Origin of the sequence: Bacillus swezeyi (genome assembly GCF_001969815.1) — a bacterium.
GTDB lineage: Bacteria > Bacillota > Bacilli > Bacillales > Bacillaceae > Bacillus > Bacillus swezeyi.
Window position 1 is genome coordinate 74,669 of record NZ_MRBK01000012.1, and the last position, 17,183, is coordinate 91,851.

Annotated in this window: 14 protein-coding genes; 9 read left to right on the forward strand and 5 right to left on the reverse strand. The window is 45.7% G+C overall.

Going from position 1 to position 17,183, the window contains the following annotated elements:
- Window positions 1-33: 33 nt before the first annotated feature.
- Complete coding sequence (gene opuD, locus BTA30_RS11615; RefSeq protein ID WP_094777327.1) at window positions 34-1,569, reverse strand: glycine betaine transporter OpuD; 1,536 nt, start codon at window positions 1,567-1,569, stop codon at window positions 34-36.
- 230 nt (window positions 1,570-1,799) lie between these two features.
- Window positions 1,800-3,074, reverse strand: a complete 1,275-nt coding sequence (locus BTA30_RS11620; protein WP_076761398.1) for a BaiN/RdsA family NAD(P)/FAD-dependent oxidoreductase — start codon at window positions 3,072-3,074, stop codon at window positions 1,800-1,802.
- Between the two features lie 241 nt (window positions 3,075-3,315).
- On the opposite strand from BTA30_RS11620, the gene BTA30_RS11625 reads away from it, so the two are divergent.
- Window positions 3,316-4,944 (forward strand): putative polysaccharide biosynthesis protein, encoded by a 1,629-nt coding sequence (locus tag BTA30_RS11625; protein WP_076761399.1) that lies wholly within the window; start codon window positions 3,316-3,318, stop codon window positions 4,942-4,944.
- A gap of 43 nt (window positions 4,945-4,987) precedes the next feature.
- A complete protein-coding gene (locus tag BTA30_RS11630) occupies window positions 4,988-5,725 on the forward strand; it encodes a pseudouridine synthase (RefSeq protein WP_076761400.1) in 738 nt (245 codons plus the stop codon).
- A gap of 143 nt (window positions 5,726-5,868) precedes the next feature.
- On the opposite strand, the gene BTA30_RS11635 is transcribed toward BTA30_RS11630, so the two are convergent.
- A complete protein-coding gene (locus BTA30_RS11635; RefSeq protein ID WP_003184500.1) occupies window positions 5,869-6,090 on the reverse strand; it encodes a DeoR family transcriptional regulator in 222 nt (73 codons plus the stop codon).
- A gap of 262 nt (window positions 6,091-6,352) precedes the next feature.
- Here BTA30_RS11635 and BTA30_RS11640 point away from each other — a divergent pair, with 262 nt between their 5' ends.
- The gene (locus tag BTA30_RS11640) at window positions 6,353-7,066 is read left to right on the forward strand and encodes an ABC transporter ATP-binding protein (RefSeq protein ID WP_076761450.1); all 714 of its coding nucleotides are present in this window, start codon (window positions 6,353-6,355) and stop codon (window positions 7,064-7,066) included.
- A complete protein-coding gene (locus tag BTA30_RS11645; protein ID WP_076761401.1) occupies window positions 7,063-8,229 on the forward strand; it encodes an ABC transporter permease in 1,167 nt (388 codons plus the stop codon). The genes BTA30_RS11640 and BTA30_RS11645 overlap by 4 nt, the downstream gene beginning before the upstream one ends.
- Before the next feature lie 20 nt (window positions 8,230-8,249).
- On the opposite strand, the gene BTA30_RS11650 is transcribed toward BTA30_RS11645, so the two are convergent.
- Window positions 8,250-9,557: an NCS2 family permease gene (locus BTA30_RS11650; protein ID WP_076761402.1), complete on the reverse strand. Its 1,308-nt coding sequence runs from the start codon at window positions 9,555-9,557 to the stop codon at window positions 8,250-8,252.
- Window positions 9,558-9,664: 107 nt separating this feature from the next.
- Here BTA30_RS11650 and pepV point away from each other — a divergent pair, with 107 nt between their 5' ends.
- Entirely contained in the window at window positions 9,665-11,056 is a 1,392-nt protein-coding gene (gene pepV / locus BTA30_RS11655) for a dipeptidase PepV (protein WP_076761403.1), read from the forward strand.
- Between the two features lie 305 nt (window positions 11,057-11,361).
- Here the strand turns inward: pepV and cysK are convergent, their stop codons facing one another.
- On the reverse strand, window positions 11,362-12,285 hold the full coding sequence (cysK, locus tag BTA30_RS11660) for a cysteine synthase A (protein ID WP_076761404.1): 924 nt from the start codon (window positions 12,283-12,285) through the stop codon (window positions 11,362-11,364).
- A gap of 135 nt (window positions 12,286-12,420) precedes the next feature.
- Here cysK and thpR point away from each other — a divergent pair, with 135 nt between their 5' ends.
- Genes thpR through pulA form a run of 4 tightly spaced genes read left to right on the forward strand, consistent with a single transcriptional unit; the run spans window position 12,421 to window position 17,085 of the window.
- On the forward strand, window positions 12,421-13,026 hold the full coding sequence (thpR, locus tag BTA30_RS11665) for an RNA 2',3'-cyclic phosphodiesterase (protein WP_076761405.1): 606 nt from the start codon (window positions 12,421-12,423) through the stop codon (window positions 13,024-13,026).
- On the forward strand, window positions 13,010-13,954 hold the full coding sequence (locus BTA30_RS11670; protein ID WP_076761406.1) for a hypothetical protein: 945 nt from the start codon (window positions 13,010-13,012) through the stop codon (window positions 13,952-13,954). Before thpR ends, BTA30_RS11670 begins: the two co-directional genes overlap by 17 nt.
- A gap of 52 nt (window positions 13,955-14,006) precedes the next feature.
- Window positions 14,007-14,927 carry a YegS/Rv2252/BmrU family lipid kinase gene (locus BTA30_RS11675; protein ID WP_076761407.1) on the forward strand — a complete coding sequence of 307 codons (921 nt, stop codon included), beginning with the start codon at window positions 14,007-14,009 and terminating at the stop codon, window positions 14,925-14,927.
- Between the two features lie 25 nt (window positions 14,928-14,952).
- Entirely contained in the window at window positions 14,953-17,085 is a 2,133-nt protein-coding gene (gene pulA / locus BTA30_RS11680; protein ID WP_076761408.1) for a type I pullulanase, read from the forward strand.
- Window positions 17,086-17,183: the final 98 nt, after the last annotated feature.

Consider the following 17,183-nt stretch of genomic DNA (forward strand, 5'->3'; position numbering starts at 1 on the left):
ACAGCTCTTCGTTGCTGAAGAGCTGTTTTTGGTTTACGCTTTTTTCACCCGCGGGCTTCTTGGTTTTTGATATTGTTCCGCTTTTTTAATCTCTTTCCGTTCTTGGGACAGAGATTTGTACAGTGAAACCATCATGAAAATAATCACGATTGAAAATGGCAGGGCGGCCAGGATGGCGGTGTTTTGCAAGGCCGATAGTCCGCCTGAATACAGAAGCGCCGCAGCCATTGCTGACTGGATGATGCCCCATGATATCTTGACCGAATTCTCAGGATTCAGTGAACCGTAAGTCGTTTGCATTCCGAGAACAAATGTTGCCGAGTCTGCAGAAGTGATAAAGAATACGGCAATGAGCACCAAGGCAACGATAGATGTAATCATAGCCAGCGGGTAGTGGTCAAACACTCCAAACAGCATCGTGTCTGTGGACAGTTTTGCAACGTTAAAGGTCCCTTTTTGCTGAAGATCCATCGCTGAGACCCCGAAAATTGAAAACCATAGAAACGCCAGCACAGTAGGCGCAAACAAGACGGCAATCAAAAATTCCCTGATTGTGCGCCCCCTTGATACGCGGGCGATGAAAATACCGACAAACGGTGACCAGGAGATCCACCAAGCCCAGTAGAAAATCGTCCATGAATTGATCCATTCACGGCTGTCCGGATCATTAGGCGCAAGGCGGAAGCTCATTTGCACCACGTTGGAGATATACGTTCCGATCGTGTCCGTAAACGAGTTCATAATTAATACCGTCGGTCCGACGAACAGCATAAAGATCATCAGGACGCCGGCCAGCACCATGTTCGTATTGCTCAAATACTTGATGCCTTTTCCGATTCCGCTCCATGAGGAAATTAAGAACAGAACGGTGATGATTGCAATGATCGCCAGTTGCACCTGGAAGCTGTTCGGCACTCCGAATAGATAATGGAGTCCGCCGTTGATCTGCGTGGCGCCGATTCCGAGACTAGTCGCTACACCGACGACGGTTGCAAATACAGCGATGCAGTCAATCCCTTTTCCAAGCGGTCCGTTGACTCTGTCGCCGAAGACCGGAAACAGCGTCGCGCTGATCAAGCCAGGCGCGTCTTTTCTGAATTGAAAGTACGCAATGCAAAGGGCAACGATCGCATAGATCGCCCAAGCATGCAATCCCCAGTGAAAAAATGTATACCTCAGCGAATCTCTGAAGGCCTGGGCTGTTTCTGTTTCACCTGATGGAGAGCTAATGGCATAATGGCTGATCGGTTCAGCCGCGCCATAAAATACGAGACCAATGCCCATACCTGCGCTAAAAAGCATGGCAAACCAAGATAATCGAGAGAATTCGGGTTTTTCTTCAGGTTTCCCTAATTTGATCTTTCCGATCGGACTGAAGATCAAAAAGATGCTGAATGCGACAAACAGAGAAACCACCAATAAGTAATACCATCCGAGTGTGTTCGTAACATAACCTTGAATCGAAGTCGTTAACGCCTGAAGGTTATCCGGAGCAACGATTCCCCATAATACAGCTGCTGCTGTGATAACAATCACAATCCAAAAAACACTAGAAATATTTTTCAAAATCATCCTCACCCTTTAATTCATTTTTCGTCCTTCTTCCATCCATATGTTTAGTATGAGTTGCACATAGAAAATTCATTCTCTCTCAGGAAGTTTGACCAAGCTTCCCCTATTACCCCACAATCAGGTGAAACAAAACTCTTTAACCGTAACATACTTTTTCAAAAGGGTACAAGTCTGAATCTTGGATCGGGGTCTTGTCAATCCATGTTTGTCAAGGAGTTGAGCCAATTTTATTTTTTTCTTTGACCAATTGAAAATTTGCCTGCATTTAAGCCTGCAAGCCTTCCTGTGACAAGGGCAGATGTGATATTATACCCACCCGTATATCCGTGGATATCGAGAATTTCCCCGCAGAAATACAGGCCGTCCGTCTTTTTTGACGCCATTTTTTTAGGATCGATTTCTTTTACGGAAACACCGCCTCCGGTCACAAAGGCTTTTTCAAGCGAAAGCGTGCCGTTCACGCTGACGGTAAACTCCTTACAGTCTTTTACGAAAGATCTGAAACGCTCTTTAGAAAGGGAAGAAAAGGTTTCAGAAGGATCAATCTGATTACGTTCAAAAAGAAACAGCAAATACCTTTCCTGCATCCAGGCTTTGAGTACATTTTTGACCGATTTTTTTGGAGCGTCCTTCAACTCTTTTTGCATCTGCTGAAAAAGCTGTTCTTCATGAAGATCTGGGAACAAGTCAATTTTCAGTCTGACGCTTTCCTGTTTTTTTAGCTCCTTTACGACAAATTGGCTGCATCGCAGCACCGCAGGTCCTGAAAGGCCGAAATGGGTAAATATCATATCCATCTGGTGTGTGATGACGGGTTTGCCTTTTTTGTTCAAGACACTTAAAGCAACATTTCTCAATGATAAGCCCTGCAGTGTTTTTTGCTTGATAAAAGGTTCGCTGGAAGTGACTGGAACCTCTGTCGGGAAAAGCTCTGTAATCTTGTGGCCGGCTTTTTCAGCCCATTCATAGCCGTCTCCCGTGGATCCTGTGTGAGGTACGCTTTTACCGCCGACTGCCACAACGACAGCTCCGGCCAGAATTTTTTCGTCATTGTTTGTTATGATGCCGCATGCCTTCTGATCTTCGTATAGAACGGTTTTCACCTTTTCGTTCGCTCGGATTCTTACATGCAGCTGTTCAAGTCTGTTCAACAGAGCATCCACAACGCTTTGCGCTTTATCAGAAACGGGGAACATTCTTCCATGATCCTCTTCCTTCAGCTTGACGCCGAGACGTTCAAAAAACTTGATGATGTCTTCATTGTTAAATTCGGAAAAAGCGCTGTATAAGAAGCGTCCGTTACCGGGAATATGCCGGATGATCTCATCAATAGGAAGGCGGTTGGTGACATTGCAGCGCCCTCCGCCTGAAATGGCCAGTTTGCGGCCGAGTTTGTTTCCTTTATCAATCAGCAAAACGTCCGCTCCCTGCTCACCGGCCGCGATGGCGGCCATAAGTCCTGACGGTCCTCCGCCGATGACGATTACATCAAAATGGTTCATAAAAATATCCTCAACTTTCCTGGGTGTAAAGCCTGCAAGATGCAGGTGGGGCAGATGCCGTCACAGAATGTGAATCGATTCATCTGCGCTCTATTTTATATTATAACGAAAGATTGCTGCCTTTAAAAAAGGATAAGTCAAGTTCTGTTAAAATTTAGCCAAGTTATTATTACCTAGGTAAAGCACCTGTGTGTTAAAATAGAAAAGTTGAATCTACTGAAGAAAAATGGTGATTAGGAACATGTCAAGCAAACTGTTAAGAGGCACGTTTATATTAACGCTTGGTACCTATATTTCAAGAATCCTCGGAATGATCTATTTGATTCCGTTCGGAGCTATGGTCGGTGCCACCGGCGGTGCCCTGTTCCAATATGGTTATAATCAATATACGATTTTTTTAAGCATTGCCACAATGGGTTTTCCGGCGGCCGTGTCCAAGTTTGTTTCAAAATATAATTCGATGGGTGACTATGAAACAACGAGAAAGATGCTGCGCGCCGGAATGTCGATGATGCTCGTCACGGGAATCGTCGCTTTCTCCATTCTTTATTTGTCCGCCCCGTTTTTTGCGGAGGTGGCCCTCGGCGGTTCAGAAAACAACGGACTGACGATTGAACATGTTGTTTACGTTATCCGCATGGTCAGCCTGGCCTTGCTTGTTGTGCCGATATTAGCCCTTGTGCGGGGATTTTTCCAAGGCCACCAGATGATGGGGCCGACAGCCGTTTCTCAGGTTGTTGAACAGCTGGCCAGAATCGTCTTTCTCCTTACTGCGACTTATTTGGTCATGAAAGTGTTAAACGGCGGACTTGTAGTAGCCATCGGCTATGCGACTTTCGCCGCCTTAGTCGGCGCCTTTGCAGGGCTTTTCACTCTTTATTTTTCCTGGCAGAAAAGGAAAGGAGCACTTCTGGCCCTGAAGCCGAACCTCGTTCCGCCGTCAAATATTACGCACAGGGAAATGTTTAAGGAACTGTTCAGCTATGCTGCCCCTTATGTCTTTGTCGGGCTGGCGATCCCGCTTTATCAATATATTGATACGAATACGTTTAACAAGGCGATGATTGCAGCCGGTTATGAAAACATCAGCCAAGACCTATTGGCGATCGTAACGCTGTATATTCCTAAGCTCGTCATGATCCCGGTGTCTCTTGCGACAGCTTTCGGGCTGACATTGATACCTGCGGTGACTGAAAACTTTACCAACAAAGATTTCCCTGCTTTAAACAGGCAGATTGATCAGGCGATGCAGATCATCCTTTTCATCGTCCTGCCGGCATCAGTCGGTATGTCGCTCCTTTCAGGGCCGGTATATACGTTCTTTTACGGGTCGGAAAACCTGCATCCTGAAATGGGACAAGACATCCTGTTCTGGTATGCACCTGTCGCGCTGTTATTTTCGCTTTTCACCGTCAATGCCGCGATTTTGCAAGGTGTCAACAAGCAGAAATTTGCGGTTGTCAGTCTGATGATCGGAATCGTCATCAAAATCGCCCTAAACGTGCCTTTAATCAAGCTGCTTCAGGGCAGCGGATCGATTTTGGCCACGGCTCTCGGCTATTCGGCATCGCTGGTGTACGGCTTCATTATGATCAAACGGCATGCCGGCTATTCATATCGAAAGTTATTGAAAAGGTTTTTGCTGATGCTGATTTTGGCGGTGCTCATGGGAATCGTGTTATTGATTGTCCAGGCGTTTCTCGGCTTATTTATTTCATATGAGGACGGCGCGGTTCGTTCCGCTATTGTCATTCTCATCGCATCAGCGATCGGCGGCGCGGTTTACCTGTATTCGGCTTATCGTCTGAAACTGCTGGAAAAAATCTTCGGTCAGCGGTTAAGCCGCTTTTTCAAAAGAAAGGCCTCATAAGCAGGCTTTTCTTTTTATTTAGAAATAAAGGAGGAATGTCTGCATGAGATTGGATAAGCTTCTTTCACACAGCGGCTATGGATCCAGAAAAGACGTCAAAAAAATGCTAAAAAACGGTGCGGTGCGCGTGGACGACAGGATTGTCAAAGATGCGAAAGAACAGGTTGATCCAGATTCACATGAAGTGACGGTTTACGGCGAGCCTGTCAACTATCAGGAATTCATCTACTTGATGATGAACAAGCCGCAGGGCGTGCTTTCAGCGACTGAGGACAGCCGCCAGCAGACGGTTGTTGATCTGCTTGACCCAGAGTTCTTAAGGTTTGAACCGTTTCCTGTCGGAAGGCTTGACAAAGATACGGAAGGCCTGCTTATTCTCACCAATGACGGTCAATTGTCACACCAGCTTTTATCGCCTAAAAAACATGTGCCGAAAACATATGAAGTCCATGTAGAAAAGCCGATTGGCCAGGCTGCGGCAGAGCAGCTTGAGAAAGGCGTTGACATCGGTGAAGGGTATGTCACAAAGCCTGCAAAAGCGGTCATTCAAAAAAATGAAAACGGCTGCTATCGGCTGCTTTTGACAATTACAGAAGGGAAATTTCATCAGGTGAAGCGGATGCTGAAGGCTGTCGATCATGAAGTGATCTACTTGAAGCGGCTGAAAATGGGGGATGTTGAACTCGATCCAGAGCTTTTGCCTGGAGAATACAGAGAATTGAATGAATGTGAACTGGCCGCATTAAAAAACAAAAGACACTCTGATCATCCGAGTGTCTGAAAGAGTCGGCTGCGGCCGTATTCTATGAAAAGCAGTTTCAACGATCAAAGCATCGAACTTTCGTAAAGTTTGGTGCTTTTTGTATGTTTAATGGTTGTCTTATATGATATCTTGTCGTTAATGTTCTATTTTTCAGATTATTTCTATGAGGAAATTTTCACTTTTTTTCTTGTTGTTTCCCATTTGCCTCTGCTGGGGCTATGAACTAAATCGTTGTACGCCAACACATTCAGATCACGCTGGATTGTTCTGGGTGTAGTGCCAAATTCATCAACCAGTTCCTGGGTTGTAACGAGTCCCTTTTCTTGAATGAACATGTAGACTGATTTGATCCTGGTTAGCATTCGGTTTGTTGAAGGTTTCAAACAACCACTCCCTATCATATGATCGAATGGACTTGACTACCACAACTTACGACTCCAAAATGCAGCATGGACGATTAACAATCATTTCTTTCAAAATGATCAATAAATATTATACACGATCCAATCGATAAATATCCAGAGAAAAGCCGGAACCAAATTATTGAAAAAATGAAAATCACAGCAGATACCGTGTCATTCAAGGGTATTTTTTTGAAAAATCCTAAACTTTTTCTTTATTGATGCGTAATAAAAGAGGGTGGTGATTGTATTGAAGCTTCGTGTACATATTGAACACGCGGGATATGAAGAGGAGAAAGCCGCAATTGAAAATATTCAATTCGCTGTCAGAGCAGGAGAGCTGGTCGGGTTGATCGGCCCGAACGGCGCAGGAAAAAGCACGACGATCAAGACGATCCTCGGTTTAACAAGGCATGTGACAGGAGATGTAAACTGGAATGACACGAACAAATATGCATACATACCGGAACAGCCGAGCTTTTACGATGAGTTGACCCTGTGGGAGCATATCACAGCTTTAGGAACTTTTCTGCAGGAGGATGAATCCGCCTTTTTTGATAGAGCGAATCAGCTCATTCAACAATTTTCTCTGGAACACGCGATTCATGAGTATCCGGGAACATTCTCAAAAGGAATGCAGCAAAAGCTGATGCTCATCCACGCTTTTTTAATGAAACCGGATATCTATATTATAGATGAACCGTTTATCGGACTTGATCCTATCGCAAACCGTCTTTTTCTGGATATGCTGAAAGTAGAGCAAAGACGCGAAGCGGGGATTCTCTTATGCACTCATGTGCTCGATACGGCAGAAAAAATCTGCGACCGCTTTTTGCTGCTTTCAAACGGCCGTTTGCTGATGGAAGGAACGCTTGAAGAACTGCGGGCAAATACCGGGCTATCAGAAGGTTCCCTCCTCGATTGTTTTTATCATGCTGTAAAGGATCGTTCCCGATGAATGGACGGCTGTTGTTTCAAAGCAGGTTAAAGGCTGATTATCGATATCAGCTCCGCGTGTTGAAATTAGTCATCGATTGGACGGTTGCGCTATATATCATTTTGCCTGCGGCGGCGATTGCAGTTTACCAGTATGTCAAATGGCTGAATGGAGTTGGCTTTCCGCATGATGAATGGCTTGCCAGGTTTGTTTTATTGATTCCGGCTGTTTTTGTGTTGCTTGGATCGGTGCGGACGTTTCTGATGGAAGCTGATCAGCTTTATCTATTACAAAATAAAACGGCCGTTTTTGAGATGAAATTGAACGGCTTCATTTATTGCTTATTGCTTCAGCTTTGCAAATGGCTGTTTATGATGGCGATCTTTTCCCCGATTTTACTCCATCTATTTGATATGGAGCTTTATGCTTGTGGGGCGGTCCTCTTTTTCTATTTTAGCGTCAATCTGTTCATCATTGCTTTAAAAAAGCGGCAGATCAAATGGCTGCACAGGCTGAAATACCAAATGTTCCACGCGGGTCGGGTTTCTTTGGTCATGATCTGTGCCTGTGCAGCTGTATTATCGTCTTCTTTTTACATCATGGCGATTATCGGCCTGCTGCTGGCTGCAGCAGCGCTGAAAATCATCATCGATTCGCTCTCGAATATGACGCTGTTTTATGAAGAGGTAGACTTCGAGAATCAGCAAAAGCTCAAACTCGCAAAACTTGTCTTATCATTAAACCAGGACGGAAGCTTGCCGAAAGCCGGGAAAACGATGAGGGCGAAAAAGCCGAGACTGTTTTTTACAAAGTCCCAAAAACTTTTTAAAACACGCACAGTACAAAATGGGTACCGGGAAGTGTTTTTTAAAGTGATGGTTCGTCATCCGGATTATAAAAGACAGCTCTTTCAAATGATCGGCATCTTTACGGCGCTGATTATTTTAGGACCAGTCTGGCTGAAAGCAGCCGCTCTTCTGATTTTTGTTTTTGCCTACCGACACCTCGCAGGCATCCAGTTTGACAAAGTGATGGAGCGCACGGTTTTGTTAGGCGCTGACCATGAAAGTACAGCTTTTTATGAAGCCAGACGAAGCTGCATAAACTGGATATTTTATCCGGGGATGCTTTGGTGTTGTCTCAACTTAGCCGTCAGCTTATTGTTAAAAACCCCGTCTTTATGAAAAAGACGGGGTTCCAACGTTTAATGTCCTCCCAAAAAGAACAGGTGTATGAAAAACAGAACAGCAAACACTAATACAAGCGGATGAATCTCGCGCCATTTTCCTTTTGCGGCTTTTACGATTGGATATGAAATAAATCCAAGCGAAATGCCTGTTGCAATACTGGATGTCAGCGGCATGGCGAGGATCACGAGAAAGGCCGGGAATGCCTCATCGAGCTCTTTCCAGCGGATGTTTGTGACGGCTCCGATCATCATGCTCCCTACAATGATCAATGCCGGGGACGTAATAGCGGCGATGCCTGAGACAGCGCCGACGAGCGGACTGAAAAATAATGCTGCACCAAAGAGTACGGCGACCGTTAAAGATGTAAGCCCCGTTCTTCCGCCTGCGGCAACTCCAGCTGATGACTCAATATAAGCAGTTGTCGGGCTAGTCCCGAACATGGCGCCGATCGTAGTCGCTGTCGAATCGGCAAGAAGTGCTTTTCTCGCGTTTGGCAGTTTGTTGTTTTTCATGAGCCCCGCCTGTTCGGCAACGCCGATCATCGTCCCTGTCGTATCAAAAATGGTAACCAGCAGAAAAGAGAAGACAACCGAATAAAGTCCGTAATGGATGACATCGCCGAAAGCGGCAAACGGGTTTGTGACGATCATTTTCTCAGGCAGATGGGGCATTGACAGAACGCCTTGGGTAAACTCAAGCTGGCCGGTCAAAAAGGCAATCAGGCCGGTTAAGATCATCCCGAAAAACAGGGCGCCGTTCACATTCATAACCATCAGAATGATGGAAAAGGCTAGTCCGATCAACGTTAAAATTACTTCGGGCGACCGCATGTCTCCGAGGCCGACTAAATTGGCTTCATTAGCAGTAATGATCCCAGCCCCTCTTAAGCCGACGAATGCGATAAACAATCCGATTCCGGCAGTTATGCCGTATTTTAAATTCGCCGGAATGGCTTCGATCAGTTGTTTTCTAAGCGGTGTTAACGATAAGATAATAAAGAGGATTCCAGCCACAAAAACAGTGCTGAATGCCGTCTGATACGAAATTTCGCCATTTGATGAGCCGACGACTGAAAACGCAAAATATGCGTTGAGCCCCATCCCCGGCGCAATCGCGATCGGAAAATTTGCCCCCAGCGCCATCCAGAGCGTTCCAACGACTGCCGCAATAATCGTGGCAGTGAACACTTGATCAAAAGGAACGCCTGTGCTGGAAAGAATGCTTGGGTTGACGACCACAATATAAACCATCGTAAAGAAGGTTGTGATCCCGGCGAGTATTTCTTTTTTGACTGTGGTTTGGTTTTCTTTTATATTAAACATCATTTCCTCCAATAACGAACATTGTAGCAAAACAATATCTATAATATTCGTTATCGGGCATTTTTGCAAGTGCTTTTGACTAATCTTATAAAAGAAAGGGCGAAAATATGAACTGGGAACAAGAGGTTTTAAAGAGAAAGAGCGAGATCGTTCGGGATATTCAAGATTTCTTAAAAATAAACAGTGTCCTAGATGAATCGACGGCAGAGCCTGACATGCCATTTGGGGAAGGGATTCACCAATGTTTGACAACGCTTTTGGATAAGGGGTCGGCAAACGGCTTTACTGTGAAAAACCTTGATGGATATGCAGGCCATATTGAATGGGGAAAAGGTGAAGAGATCATTGGTGTGCTATGCCATATTGATGTTGTCCCGCCCGGTGACGGCTGGACAAGTGATCCGTTTGCCGCCGAAATCAGAGACGGGCGCATATATGCAAGAGGGGCACTCGATGACAAAGGGCCGACAATGGCTGCGTTTCACGCGCTTAAAATCGTAAAAGAAATGAATCTGCCTTTGTCAAAGCGGATCAGAATCATTATTGGAACAGATGAGGAAAGCGATTGGAGGTGTGTGGAACATTATTTTAAACATGAAGAAATGCCTTCAGCCGGATTTGCACCAGATGCCGATTTTCCAATCATTTATGCAGAAAAAGGACTGATTGATGCAGCTTTAAAAATGAAATGCCCCAAGGTCATAAAGGGTTCGGATCTGGTTTTGCAGACATTCAACTCCGGCCGCCGTCTGAACATGGTCCCGGACGATGCAGAAGCGGTTCTTTCCGGAACGGCTGCAAACGATTTTGAACAGTCTTTTGCACGCTTCGTGAAGGAGAAAAGTGCGGAAGGACGTCTGTATAAAAAAGGAGATCAGCTGGTTTTAAAGGTTTCCGGCAAATCGGCCCATGCGATGGAGCCTAACAACGGAGTCAACGCAGGTCTTGTCTTGGCGGATTTTTTACATACACAAGCGCTCGATGAAGCCGGTCTGCACTTTGTCAAAACGGTTTCCGATGCTTTTGCTGGTGACACGAGAGGGAAAAAAATCGGTATTGCCTGCAGTGACGAGATCAGCGGCGAGTTGACATTAAATGTCGGACGGCTCCATTATGAGCTTGAAAAAGGCGGCGAGGCCGGCATCAATATCCGCTACCCGGTGACAGAGGAGAGCGGCCGGGTGGAAACTGCGCTTGGGCAAGTGGCAGGAACAGAGCTTGTCAGCTTCAAAGACAGCAAGCCTCACCATGTACCAAAAGACCATGAGTTGATCAAAACGCTTCAGCGGGTATATGAGGAGCAAACAGGGGACAAAGCTGAATTGATCTCAATCGGCGGGGCGACATACGCCAGATCTTTAAATGCCGGAGTTGCATTCGGACCGCTGTTCCCGGGCCGGCCTGATATCGCTCATCAAAAAGATGAGTATATGGAAATTGAAGATCTTTTGCAGGCCGTATCATTGTATGCCCAGGCGATTTATGAGTTGGCGAAGTAGCAAAGAGGCCGAGTGAATGGAAGCGAATCGGGCTTCAAAGGGTCTGCGGCAGTTTTTTCTGAGGATTCTGGAACAGACTGATAATAGCAATGATAAAAAATAAGACCGCTCTTTTTGGGAGCGGTCTCAGCGTGTCGGCAAACCCTCGCATTCGTTGTCAGGCCTGCGTGTTCTTCGGGATTTTATCCACCCTATCTTTCCTGACATACCTTTTCGGAAAGGCTGCCTCCGCGCAATCATCGGTTGCGTCCTAAAAAGCTTGATTCCAAGCGTTTCAAATTTAAGCCCGGTTTTCGGGCAGGAATCTAAAATAAATCGCTTGATAAGTAGCGTTCTCCGGTATCAGCCGTCATGCAGACGACAATTTTGCCGTGCGGGAGTTTTTTGGCGGTTTCAATGGCGGCGAAACAAGCCGCTCCCGAAGAAGGACCGACGAGAATTCCTTCTTCACGGGCCAATCTGCGCGTCATTTCATAAGCTTCTTCATCTTTTATTTTTAAAATGTCATCATAAACATCTTCGTTTAAAATGTTCGGGATAAATCCTGGGCTTGTCCCGACAAGCTTGTGTTTGCCTGGTTTTCCTCCCGACAGAACGGGGGAACCCGCAGGCTCGGCGACATGAACGGTGATTCCCGGAAACAGCTCTTTCAGTGTTTCACCCGTTCCGGTAATCGTTCCGCCTGTTCCGGCTGTGGCCACAAATGCTGCAAGCGGTCTGCCGATCTCTTCTATTGCCCGGGCAATTTCCAAGGCGGTTGTCTTCCGGTGTGCATCCGGATTGGCTTCATTATCAAACTGCATCGGAATAAAGCTTCCCGGAATCTGTTCCGCAAGTTCCTGCGCTTTTTTGATGCTCCCCGGCATTCTCTCGTCTCCGGGAGTAAGAACGACTTCCGCTCCATATGCTTTTAAGAGGTTGATCCGTTCTTTCGTCATCGTGTCAGGCATGACAAGAATCGCTTTGTAGCCTCTTGCTGCCGCATTCATGGCAAGGCCGATCCCGGTGTTTCCGCTTGTCGGCTCAATGATCGTAGAGCCCGGTTTCAGGAGTCCTTTTTCTTCAGCGGCCAGGATCATTTGATATGCGGCCCGGTCTTTAACACTGCCGCTTGGATTAAAGGATTCAAGCTTTACATAGACTTGCGCCGCATTCTCGGGCTGAACCCGGTTCAATTTGACAAGGGGCGTTTCCCCGATTAATTCTGCAATATTTTGAACCGCTCTCACATTTGTGCACCCTTTCTAGAAACATTTCTTTCAATATCCTATCATAAGGCCGCCAAAAGTGAAAAATAGAGAGGTTATAAGTCCCTTTGTTTTTTGTTAAAATGTAAAGAAGATAAATGGAAGGAAGTCATACATATGTCAGCAAAACCGCATTATTTTATTGGAATTCCGTTTCCGGCTGAGTTTGCAGAGCCGCTCTACCGTACGATCAGCAGCCGCCCGGCATTTTCTTTTCATAATTGGGTTCACCCTTCGGACTATCACTTTACCCTCGTGTTTCTAGGTCCGGCTGACGACGAGCAGCTCAGAGCACTTGAGGACAGGCTCAGGCTAATCTCTGATGAGACGCCTCCTTTCGAGCTTGTCTTAAAGCAAATCGGAACATTCGGCAAGGCGTCTCAGCCAAGGATTCTTCATGTTGAGCCAGAATACTCAGCCCCCCTTTTTCAAGTAAGAGAACGGGTTAAAAAAGCTGCGGCTGCGGTCGGTTTTGAGATTGAAAAGCGGCCCTTTCACCCCCATATGACAGTCGCCCGGAAGTGGAAAGGCTCCGCTCCTTTCAACGCACGCTTAGAACCGCTGGAAGGCGGCATTTCATTTACAGCCCGGCAGTACACCATCTTTCAGACCCATCTAGATCGGCTTCCCAAATACGAACACAAAGCCGTTTTTCCTTTTGGCGGCCGTAAGATAACAGAAAAGCAAGATTCGGAGATGAACATTGATGGCACAGATTATTAAAATACAGGATTGCATTTCAAGATATGAGCAAGACCCTTACCACTATATGAATCAGTATATCCGCTTGAAAAAACAGCGCTGGCAGTTGCTCACAGAGATGGCGAGAGAAAAAGAGGAGAGGCTATTTCACAATGGAGGAACTGCCTCAGAGGACACAGACAGCCCAAAAAAGAAAAAATTTTCATTAAAAAGAAAAAAAGAAACATCCGATATTAATAATGGAATAGAAGCCGATGATCAATGGTTTAACGGTTTGGAAGAGGATGTAGATGAAAGGCTTTTCGCAAGAATCCCAGCGGACAGAAAAGAGCTTGCTTCTTTTTTTAAAGAACACCTCTATCAATTTCAGCTGAAGTGGGCAAGTTCGACGATTTCAGACATATCCAGCCTTTCCCGGGAAATAAAAAACGATAAAATTCTGCAAATTTTGGCGCAGCAGCTGCCCGATTCTTATTTTATCATGTATCACCCGGTGTTACAGGTTAATCAGGCTGCGGTTGAATTGAGCATCATGATACTGACGCCGCTCGAAATTTATTGTATATCATTTCTTGAAGGCGATAAGGAAAGCGCCTTTATCGGTTCCAAAGACCGTTTCTGGAAGGAGAAAACCGTCAGGGGCAGGGAAAAGGCTGTTTTAAATCCATCCACCGAACTTCTTAGAACAGGTTCGATTCTTTCCCGCCTGTTAAAAGGATCAGAGATTGAACTGCCGGTGCGGAAATTAATCATCAGCAGGACATCATATATCGATTATCCTGAACCTCCATACGGAATCGAGATTTATGACCGAAGACAGTGGCATGAATGGCTGGCGAGACAGCAGAAAAATTTCGCCCCGATCAAAAACCAGGAGCTGAAAGCTGCGAAAATACTGTTATCGTACGGAGTCTCGGAGTCGACGCGGAGAGAGGAATGGCTCGATTAACGGTCTGAACATGATCCCGGCTTTTTCATATTATAAGATGGAGAATTGAATCATGAGTGAATGGTATATCATCATCAACCCGAAGGCTGGAAACTCTTCGGCTCTCAGAGTATGGAAGTCATTGCAGAAAGAGCTCAAGAAAGCAAACATATCCTATCGCTCATTTATGACGCAGCATCCGGGACATGCGGAAGTTTTGGCAAGGCAAATTTCGACGATGCAGGATGACAGGCTGAAACGACTGCTCGTTGTCGGCGGTGACGGCACCGTTCATGAAGTCTTAAACGGTTTGGTCAACCTTCAGAACATTCAGCTGAGCGTCATACCTGCAGGCACAGGAAATGACTTCAAACGCGGATTTTCCGTCAAAAAGTCAACTGTCATCAAGGAAATGAAGAAAGCAGGGCAGTCTTTGACCCGCACCTATTCTCTTGGCAGTTTTCATACAAAAGACAGTGTAAACGAGCTTTACTTTGCCAATCATCTCAGCATAGGTTTTGACGCCTATTTCGCCAAAAAAATGTCTGACATGCCGAAATGGACGGCCTTTCTGAGACTGAATCACCTGATTCAGCCCGTTCTGTTCCTTGTCATCGCTTTTACGTTCAAGCCGTTTGTCCTTTCATATGAAAGCGAAGATGAAAAGCAGACGTTTAAAAAAGTCTGGTTTGCATCTGTTTCGAATCACCCATACTATGGCGGAGGGATGAAGATTGCTCCAAACGCAAATCCGCGGGAGGAGCATTTAGATGTCACGATCATTGAAGATCTCCCGGCGTTGAAAAAAGCTGGGCTTTTGTTTGCGATGTTTTTTGGAAGACATATCGGTAAAAGAGGCGTAACCGCGTTTAAAACGAAAGAAATCTATTTGCATACGAATGAAAGAGTACTTTTCCAAGCGGACGGAGAGGTGATCGGTTCGACACCCGTTTTTGTAAAGACCGGGAAAGAATCTCTCCGCTTAAAAGCATAAATTTTCCGTATAAGGAGAGACTGTGATGCCGAAAATCAGCCGCCCTTTTGAAGCTTTTTTGGATGGGATGAACATCATCACCGTTTTAGTGCCAAAAAGCCGGATAAGATGCTTTCGTCCGCCTTTTCTGCTTGAAGACGATCAGGGGAAGAGAATGGAGCTTTTCATAAAGGAGACAGCGGAACTGAACGAACATCTCAAGTATGTCCTGGAAAGCGAAAACACTGTTCCTTTTGGTCGAATACACAAAATCTGCTGCGGGGACAGCGAATGGACGGACCTGCAGATCGGGGCCGTCATAAGAACCCCGGAATTTGATAAAGCTCATTTTTATGAAGGTCCCCTCGGCGCTTTTTATTCTAGGGAGCGGACCGTATTTAAAGTATGGGCGCCGACCGCTTCCGCAGCAATACTTGAGCTTCAAAGTCCCGATCTGGCACAAAAAAAAGCTTTTCAAATGATCAAGAAGAGTAAAGGTGTTTTTGAAATCACCATTGAAGGTAATCTAAACGGCTGGATCTATCTGTATCAGATTCATGTGAATACAGAGCGGCTGGAAACGGTTGATCCATATGCGACAGCCGTTACGGCAAACGGTGAAAAAGGGGTTGTGCTTGATCCTGCAGAGATAAAGGTTGATAAGCACCAAGCTGCACCGTTGTGCAGCCCGTGTGATGCCGTCATTTACGAGGTGCATATCCGTGATTTCTCAATTCATGATGACAGCGGTATGCAGGATAAAGGCAAGTACCTGGCGTTTACAGAGAAAAATACCGAAACGTCTGACGGCTTTTCAACCGGTGTATCCTATTTGCAAGAACTCGGCATCACCCACATTGAACTCCTTCCAGTTCACAATTTTGCCGGAGTTGATGAGCTTGCGCCGGATAAATCTTATAATTGGGGATATAATCCCCTCCATTTTAACGCGCCGGAAGGAAGCTATGCGCTTGATCCGGAACAGCCGAAAAGCCGGATCATCGAGCTGAAAACAGCGATTCAGGCCTTGCATAAAAATGGGTTGAACGTCATCATGGATGCCGTTTATAACCATGTTTTCAAGAGAGAAGCTTCACCTTTTGAAAAAACGGCTCCAGGGTATTTTTTCCGCCATGACGAATTTGGCTTTCCTTCCGATGGAACAGGTGTGGGAAATGATATGGCTTCAGAGCGGCTGATGGTACGGAAATACATTCTCGATTCTGTTCGTTATTGGCTTGAAGACTATGATGTGGATGGAATACGTTTTGACTTAATGGGCATTTTGGATATCGAAACCGTTCTTCAGATCAAAAAGCTTGCCGAAAGTGTGAAGCCGGGGGTGCTGCTTTTCGGTGAAGGCTGGAATTTGAACACCCCGCTTGAAGACGGACAAAAAGCAGCACTGCAGAATGCGGATAAAATGCCGGGAATCGGTTTTTTCAATGATCGATTCAGGGATGACGTAAAAGGAAGCACATTTGACCTCCCCGACCTGGGATTCGCTTTGGGCGACGTCCGGAAGAAAGCGGCGGTCCAGCAGGGCATTGCCGGCTCTCCAGGTTTTTTATCCCCGGAGCAGTCAATCAATTATGTAGAATCTCATGACAACCACACCTTTTGGGACAAGATGGCTTTCTGTTTAAAAGATGATGAAAAAACAAAGCGGCTCAGACAGCGGCTTGCCATGTCGATCGTCCTCCTGTCGCAAGGCGTCCCATTTCTCCACAGCGGACAGGAATTTTTCCGTACAAAGCAAGGAGACAAAAACAGCTACAAGTCCAGTGATGAAATCAATCAGCTTGACTGGAGAAAAAGAGCCCTGTTTCATGAGGATGCAGAATATGTCCGAAACATGATCGCATTGCGGAAAGAGCACCCTGCCTTTCGGCTGCGAAAACCGGAGGATGTAAAGAAACACCTTTCTTTTATGGAACAAACGGGAGACATGATCGCTTACAGGCTGCACGGAATTGCGGAGATTGACGGATGGAATGAAATCATTGTCGTACACTGTCCATTTGAAAGAAAAGAAGAGCTGAAGCTGCCGGATAAGAAAAGCTATTTATTATATTGCGATCCTTTTACATTTTTCAATGAGCCGATTCCGGTTAACAGCACCCTCCAGCTGAACGGTATCGGTACCTATGTTCTTTGCGAACAAAAAGGGATTTTTTAGTTTTGCTTGACGAAGTTTAGCGTATAGCGCTAAAATTTAAAAGACGGCTATTGTTTAGCACAAATGACTCTCAATAGCCGTCTTTTTATTTGAATATA